The organism is Sandarakinorhabdus sp., assembly GCF_032115815.1.
Classification (GTDB): domain Bacteria; phylum Pseudomonadota; class Alphaproteobacteria; order Sphingomonadales; family Sphingomonadaceae; genus Sandarakinorhabdus.
This window is the reverse complement of record NZ_JAUMBI010000248.1, coordinates 1-6810: the sequence shown is the minus strand read 5'-3', so window position 1 is coordinate 6810 and position 6810 is coordinate 1. Positions and strand designations below refer to the sequence as shown.

Sequence of the window (6810 nt, the reverse complement as noted above, 5' to 3'; positions counted from 1 at the left end):
GCGCACCGTCGCCGGTGAAATAGCGGCCGCGATAGGTGGTGAAATAGGTTTGGGTGAAGCGTTCATGATCGCCGAACACCGTGCGCGCCTGGCCGGGCCAACTGCGCAGGAGGACGAGGTTGCCGCTGATGTCCTCACCCGGTGCCCAGGGGATGATGGTGCCTTCGGTGTCGACCAGGGCCGGCTCGATGCCGAAGAACGGCCACGACGCGCTGCCGGCCTTCAGTGGCGTGGCACCGGGCAGCGGGGTGATCAGGGCGCCGCCGGTTTCGGTCTGCCACCAGGTATCGACGATGGGCAGCTGCCCCTTGCCGACGACGCGATGATACCAGTTCCACGCCTCCGGGTTGATCGGTTCGCCCACCGTGCCGAGGAGGCGCAAGGACGACAGGTCGTGGCGGTTCACCGGCTCATCACCGTCGCGCATGATGGCCCTGAGCGCGGTTGGGGCGGTGTAGAAGATGTTGACCTTGTGCTTGTCGATCACCTGCCAGAAGCGGTCGTTGGCCGGGAAGCTGGGGATGCCTTCGAACATCAGAACGGTGGCACCGGCGCTGAGTGGCCCATAGACGATATAGCTGTGCCCGGTGACCCAGCCGACATCGGCCGTGCACCAGAAAACCTCGCCGGTGCGATAATCGAACACGGTTTCAAAGGTGAGATTGGCCCACAGCAGATAACCGGCAGTGGAGTGGAGCACGCCCTTGGGTTTGCCGGTGGAACCGCTGGTGTAGAGGATGAACAGCGGATCTTCGGCGTTCATCGGTTCCGGCGTGCAGGTGTCTGGTACATCGGTCCGGATGTCGTGCCACCAATGGTCGCGGTCTTCGACCATGGCGACGCGGCCGCCGGTGTGGCGGATGACCAGCATGGCCTCGACGTTGACGCCGGCGACCTCGGCCTTGTCGCAGGCTTGGTCGGCGATGGCTTTCAAGGGAATGGGCTTGCCACCGCGCCGGCCTTCGTCGGCGGTGATGATGAAGCGGCTTTGCGCGTCCTCGATGCGGCCGGCGAGGCTTTCGGCGGAGAAGCCGCCAAACACCACCGAATGCACGGCACCGATGCGCGCACAGGCCAGCATCGCCATCGCCGCTTCGGGGATCATCGGCATGTAGATGGTGACGCAGTCGCCCTTGTCGACGCCCAGCGCCACCAGCGCATTGGCCATGCGCGCCACCTCTTCGCGCAGCTCGCCATAGCTGATGCGGCGACCGTCCGCCTTGGGATCATCGGCTTCCCAGATGATGGCGGTGCGCTTGGGGTCAGCGTCGGCCCAGCGGTCGAGGCAGTTCCAGCTGGCGTTGATGACGCCATCTTCGAACCACTTGATGTCGACCGGGTCCCACGACCAGTTCCCCATGATGGTGGGGGCCCTGTACCAATCCAGCCTGCCGATCTGGCTGCGCCAGAAGCCATCGGGATCGGCAAGGCTCTGGGCATGGGCGGCGTGATACTGCTCGGCCGTGGTGCGCGTGATGGCGAGGGCTTCGGGGGTGACGGGGTGGAGTGTGTCGCTCATGCGCGCCAGACTAGGCCGCGGCGCCGCTTGCCGCTAGAGGCTGTGCATGGCCTTTCCCCCCTCCAAAGCGATGGCATGCGCGCTGGATGAAGCCCGCGCGGCGGCGGCGCGCGGCGAAGTACCGGTGGGCGCGGTGATCACTGATGCAGCGGGCCAGGTGTTGGCGCAGACTGGCAACCGCACCCGCGAGCTCAACGACCCGACGGCCCATGCCGAGATGCTGGCCATCCGCGCCGCCTGTGCGGCACTGGGCAGCGAGCGGCTGATCGGCTGCACGCTGACTGTCACGCTGGAGCCTTGCGCCATGTGTGCGGCGGCCATCGCGGCAGCGCGGCTGGAACGGGTGGTCTATGGCGCGTCTGATCCCAAATCCGGTGGGGTTGAGCATGGTGCCCGCGTGTTCAGCCATCCCCAGGCGCATCATCGGCCCGAAGTGGTGGCCGGCGTGGCGGAAGCGGAAAGCGCGGCGTTGTTGAAGGACTTCTTCGCCGGGCGGCGTTGACAGGGCGAACTGCCCCCTTGCCGCCAGCCAATGGCCCGGCCACGCTGCGAGCATGACCACCACCGCTCCCCGCCGTGTCCTCGGGCCGTTTGCCGCCGCGTCCGTCGTCGTCGGCATGGTGGTGGGCGCGGGCATTTTCCGTTCGGCCAGCCTGGTGGCGGCCAATCTGCAGAATGATGCGTTGGTGCTCATGGCATGGGGGCTGGGCGGGCTGTTCGCGCTGTGCGGCGCGCTGGTTTATGCCGAACTGGCGACAGCCTTCCCGCATCCGGGCGGCGACTATCGTTTCCTGAAACTCGCCTATGGGCCGCTGGTCGGCTTCCTGTTTGCCTGGTCGCGCTTTGCGGTGATTTTTTCGGCGTCGGCGGCGATGCTGGCCTTTGTGGCGGCGGACTATCTGGCGGAGCTGGTGCCACTTTCCGGCATCGCGCGCGGCGGCGTGGCGGGGCTGGCGATTGTCGTGCTGACCGGACTCAATCTTGCCGGGGTCAAAAGGTCCACCAACGGCCAGATCGTGCTGGTGACGGCTGATGTGTTGGCGCTGCTGGTGTTGGGCGTGGCGGCGGCCAGCCTGATCGCGTCCGGCACGCCGCCGCTCACCCCCACGCCGGTGCCGCAGCCGTTTGGCGCGGCCGCGTTCGGGCAGGCAATGGTGTTCGTCATGCTGGCCTTTGGCGGCTTCAACGACGCCGCCACCTTGTCCGCCGAAGTGCGCAGGCCGCGCGACATGACGCTGGCGATGGTGGGCGGCATGGGCGTGGTCACGGCGCTCTATCTGCTGGCCAATTGGGCCTATCTCACCGGCCTGGGCGGCGCTGGCCTGGCGGCGAGTGCTGCACCAGCGGCGCAACTGATGGCCATCGCCTTCGGGCAGATCGGGCAGGTGACGATGGTGATCTTCGTCGGCATCGCGGCGCTGGCGATCGTCAACGCGTTGGTGATCGTTGGTGGCCGCACGCTTTATGCCGTGGCCGGCGATGAACCGGCGCTGGGCCGGCTGGCGGCATGGGAGGAGGTGGCCGGGGTGCCGCGCCGGGCGATCTGGGTCCAGTGCGCCGTTTCGCTGTGCCTGGTGGCGTGGGGCTCGCTTTCCACCGGTTTTGCCCAGATGGTGGATTTCCTGTCGCCGGTGTTCTGGCTGTTCCTGTCATTGACCGGCCCGGCGCTGATCATCCTGCGCCGCCGCTTGCCGGGCGTGGATCGGCCGTTCCTGGTGCCGCTCTACCCGCTGGTGCCGCTGGTCTTTACCGGCGGGTGCCTGTTCGTGCTGCAAAGCTCGCTGCGCTATGTCGGCTGGACGGGCAGCGCGATCAGTTTCGGGATGCTGGGCCTTGGGCTGGGCGTGCGCTTCGCTCTCAAAGCCCCGCTGCAACCGCCAGATGGTAAGTGATGCCCGCCGCCACATAGGCTGCGGCGAACAAATAGCTGAACATGAAGATCGGCCAGCGCCAGCTCGCGGTTTCGCGGCGGGTGATGGCCAGCGTTGAAATGCACTGCGGCGCGAAGACGAACCACGCCAGGAAGGCCAGCGCCGTGGGCAGTGGCCAGGCGCTGCGCAGCCGCTCGATCAGGCTGCCGGCATTGTCTTCTGACACGTCGTTGAGGGCATAGACGGTGCCGAGCGCGGAGACGGCCACTTCGCGCGCCGCCATGCCGGGCACCAGTGCGATGACGATTTCCTTGTTGAAGCCGATGGGGGCGAAGATCGGTTCCAGCGCTGCCCCGATCTTGCCGGCGAGGCTGTATTCAATGGGCGGCTTGGTGCCCCCAGCCGGCGGTTGGGGCCAACTGGCCATGGCCCACAGCACGACGGTGGAAGCCAGGATGATGGTGCCGGCCCGCTGCAGAAAGGCGGTGGCGCGGCCATAGAGGCCAAGGCCAACATCGCGCAGCGCCGGCCACTGATATTTCGGCATCTCCATCAGGAACGGGGGTGCCGCGCCCTTGGTGACGGTGCGCCTGAGGGCGAAGGCGGCAACCAGCGCGCCCAATATGCCGGCCAGATAGAGCGCGAACAGCACCAGGCCTTGCAGGCCGAATGGGCCGGCATCGCGGGCCGGGATGAAGGCGCCGATCACCACGGCATAAACCGGCAGGCGTGCCGAACAGGTCATCAGCGGCGCGATCAATATGGTGGTGAGCCGGTCGCGCGGCGAATCGATGGTGCGGGTGGCCATGATGCCGGGCACGGCGCAGGCAAAGCTGGAGAGCAGCGGGATGAAGGCGCGGCCATTGAGGCCGACGCGTGCCATCAGCCGGTCCATCAGGAAGGCGGCGCGGGTCATGTAACCGGTCTGTTCCAGCGTGATGATGAACAGGAACAGGATCAGGATCTGCGGCAGGAACACCACCACCGCGCCCACCCCGGCGAGCACGCCATCGTTGAGCAGCGACAGGAACCAGCCTTCGGGCAGGGCAGAAGCCAGCTCGGCCTGCAGTGCGGCCACCCCGGCTTCAATCCAGCCCATCGGGGCTTCGGCCCAGCTGAACACGGCCTGGAACATGAAGAACAGCACGGCGGCGAGCAGCAGCGGGCCGGCCAGCGGATGCAGTACCACGGCATCGATGCGCTGCGACCAGGCCTTGGCGCTGCCGGTGCTGGTTTGCACGGCGACGGAGAGCGTGCGCGCCTGTTTCTGCAGGGCGCGCACGTCGCTGGGGCGCTCCTGCGGCAGGGCGGGCGGCGTATCGCCGATGCGGGCCGCGAGTGCGGCACCCAAGGCTTCCAGCCCCTTGCGGCGCACCGCAACCGTTTCCACCACCGGCAGATCGAGCAGGGCGCCCAGCCGGGCCGAATCGATGCCGATGCCATCGCGCGTGGCGAGATCGATCATGTTCAGCGCCACCACCAAAGGCAGGCCCAGCGCCTTCAGTTCCAGCACGAAACGCAGATGGTTGCGCAAGTTGGTGGCGTCCACCACCGCCACGATCGCATCCAGCGGCCGTTCGCCGGCGATACGGCCGAAGATGGCATCGCGGGTCACGGCTTCGTCGGGAGAGCGCGGGGACAGGCTGTAGGTGCCGGGCAGATCGATCAATTCGGCGCTGCGGCCATCGGGCAGGGCGAGGCGGCCGGCTTTGCGTTCCACGGTGACGCCGGGATAATTGCCCACTTTCTGCCGGCTGCCGGTGAGCGCGTTGAACAGGCTGGTCTTGCCGGCATTGGGATTGCCGACCAGCGCCACCACCGGTTGGCGCGTGATGGACACCGGCGCGCTCATGGCTCCACCTCGATCAGGCGGGCCATGTCGCGGCGCAGTGCCACCACCATGTTGCCCACCCGCACCGCCAGCGGATCGCCGCCGAACGGGGCGCGGTGCAAGATCTCCACGTCGACGCCTTCATCAAAGCCGAGTTCGCACAGGCGCTGGGCCGTGCCGGGATCCAGCCCGGCGCGATCGATGGCGGCGATCAACGCCACTTCGCCCACGGCCAGCGCGTCGATCGGGCGATGAAGGGCGGAAGTGGTCAAGCGGATGGTCCGGTCGCGAAAGTTGCGAACCGTTATCAATATTGCGCGCGGGGCGCCAGCGTTAAACCGCCGGGTAGCGCAGGCGGCCGAGGAAGCGCGCCGGATCGGGCAGCTTGCCCGCCATGCCGGTGAGCTTGGCCTTGGCCTTTTCAAAGCGCATCACGCCATCGATGCGGCGATCGATGAAGCGCCTCGTGGCGGCAAAATCCTCCGAATCATCCTGCGTCCAGTGCAGCAAGGTGGCGGAATAGATGCCGGAAAGGATCAGCCGCTTGGTGTAATGATTATAGTCGGTCGCGGTATCGCCAGCGGCGCGCCACATGGCATCGGCGGCCTGCCACAGCAGCTTGGCCGACAGCGCGGCGTGTTGCGGCTGAGCGAGCAGGCTGAGCGCGCGGCGCGTCACTTCGCGGTCACCGGTTTCCAGTCTGGTGACCAGCGCCATGCGGATGCGGTCCCGAATCTTCAGATTGTGCGCGCTTGCCATGGCTTCGGCCATGTTCGCATTCACCAAGGTGGTCCAGGCGATGAGCATGGCTTCGGCATTGGGCAGCGCCAGCGCAGCGATGTCGGCATCGATACCAGCGTCCCGCGCGGCGGCGGCCAGCGCGGTTTCGCTCCAGCCGTCATAGGGCACGTGCGGCAGCATCGCCTGCACCAGGCGGGGGGCCAGTTCGGCCAGCGGGATGTCCTGCGTCATGGCGATCTTCATAGCGTGGCCGGGCGGCGCTTCACAGTCGATATTGCGTCGCGGGGTTAGCCCTGCTTGCCGCCCCGCTTGCAGGCCCATCGGGCATCTGCTATCGGCCACGCCTCTGTCATCGGGGCGACTCGGTGACTATCCGTATTTCTTGAACAAACCCGAATATGGGGCCGCTGCCCCCGACTGAAAATGGAGTGACGGCACCTCATGCAAATTCTGGTTCGCGATAACAACGTCGATCAGGCCCTTCGCGCCCTGAAGAAGAAGCTGCAGCGCGAAGGCGTTTATCGCGAAATGAAGCTGCGCCGGCATTACGAGAAGCCGTCGGAAAAGCGCGCCCGTGAAAAGGCTGCTGCCGTCCGCCGCGCCCGCAAGATGGACCGCAAGCGCATGGAACGTGACGGCGTCAAATAAGACGTCCCACGGTGAATCGCGGCTGAGGGCCGGGCAGGGTTGACCCTCTGCCCGGCCCTCGCCATGTAAGCGCTGCGCACATGCAAGCGTTCCGCAGGCGCCAGCAATTTTTGGGTTTTGAGGCACATATGTCAGGTCAGGCAACCAATAACGCCGGTGGTGTCGGCATCGGCAAGTGGCTGGCGGCAGGCGCCGTCGTG

7 protein-coding genes are annotated in these 6810 nt (G+C 66.7%); 3 read left to right on the top strand and 4 right to left on the bottom strand.

Annotated elements, in window-relative coordinates:
• Positions 1-1519, bottom strand: a 1519-nt coding sequence (gene acs, locus RT662_RS14260; RefSeq protein WP_313671360.1) for an acetate--CoA ligase, incomplete at its 3' end; no start/stop codon positions are given.
• Between the two features lie 46 nt (positions 1520-1565).
• On the opposite strand from acs, the gene RT662_RS14255 reads away from it, so the two are divergent.
• Positions 1566-2021, top strand: coding sequence for a nucleoside deaminase (locus tag RT662_RS14255; protein ID WP_313671359.1), 456 nt, complete (start codon positions 1566-1568; stop codon positions 2019-2021).
• Between the two features lie 52 nt (positions 2022-2073).
• Positions 2074-3411 carry an APC family permease gene (locus RT662_RS14250; protein ID WP_313671358.1) on the top strand — a complete coding sequence of 446 codons (1338 nt, stop codon included), beginning with the start codon at positions 2074-2076 and terminating at the stop codon, positions 3409-3411.
• Here the strand turns inward: RT662_RS14250 and feoB are convergent.
• The 3 genes from feoB to RT662_RS14235 all read right to left on the bottom strand — a co-directional run bounded on the left by feoB (position 3377) and on the right by RT662_RS14235 (position 6193).
• Positions 3377-5242, bottom strand: a complete 1866-nt coding sequence (gene feoB / locus RT662_RS14245) for a ferrous iron transport protein B (protein ID WP_313671357.1) — start codon at positions 5240-5242, stop codon at positions 3377-3379. The genes RT662_RS14250 and feoB overlap by 35 nt on opposite strands.
• A complete protein-coding gene (locus RT662_RS14240) occupies positions 5239-5493 on the bottom strand; it encodes a ferrous iron transport protein A (protein WP_029131578.1) in 255 nt (84 codons plus the stop codon). The genes feoB and RT662_RS14240 overlap by 4 nt, the downstream gene beginning before the upstream one ends.
• A 61-nt stretch (positions 5494-5554) precedes the next feature.
• The gene (locus RT662_RS14235) at positions 5555-6193 is read right to left on the bottom strand and encodes a COQ9 family protein (protein WP_313671356.1); all 639 of its coding nucleotides are present in this window, start codon (positions 6191-6193) and stop codon (positions 5555-5557) included.
• Between the two features lie 210 nt (positions 6194-6403).
• On the opposite strand from RT662_RS14235, the gene rpsU reads away from it, so the two are divergent.
• A complete protein-coding gene (gene rpsU / locus RT662_RS14230; RefSeq protein WP_022680769.1) occupies positions 6404-6610 on the top strand; it encodes a 30S ribosomal protein S21 in 207 nt (68 codons plus the stop codon).
• Positions 6611-6810 lie beyond the last annotated feature (200 nt).

Excerpts from the sequence above, each read along its gene's own strand:
- rpsU (WP_022680769.1), top strand. The coding sequence starts at position 6,404 with ATGCAAATTCTGGTTCGCGATAACAACGTCGATCAGGCCCTTCGCGCC.
- RT662_RS14255 (WP_313671359.1), top strand. The coding sequence starts at position 1,566 with ATGGCCTTTCCCCCCTCCAAAGCGATGGCATGCGCGCTGGATGAAGCC.
- RT662_RS14250 (WP_313671358.1), top strand. The coding sequence starts at position 2,074 with ATGACCACCACCGCTCCCCGCCGTGTCCTCGGGCCGTTTGCCGCCGCG.
- RT662_RS14235 (WP_313671356.1), bottom strand. The coding sequence starts at position 6,193 with ATGACGCAGGACATCCCGCTGGCCGAACTGGCCCCCCGCCTGGTGCAG.
- feoB (WP_313671357.1), bottom strand. The coding sequence starts at position 5,242 with ATGAGCGCGCCGGTGTCCATCACGCGCCAACCGGTGGTGGCGCTGGTC.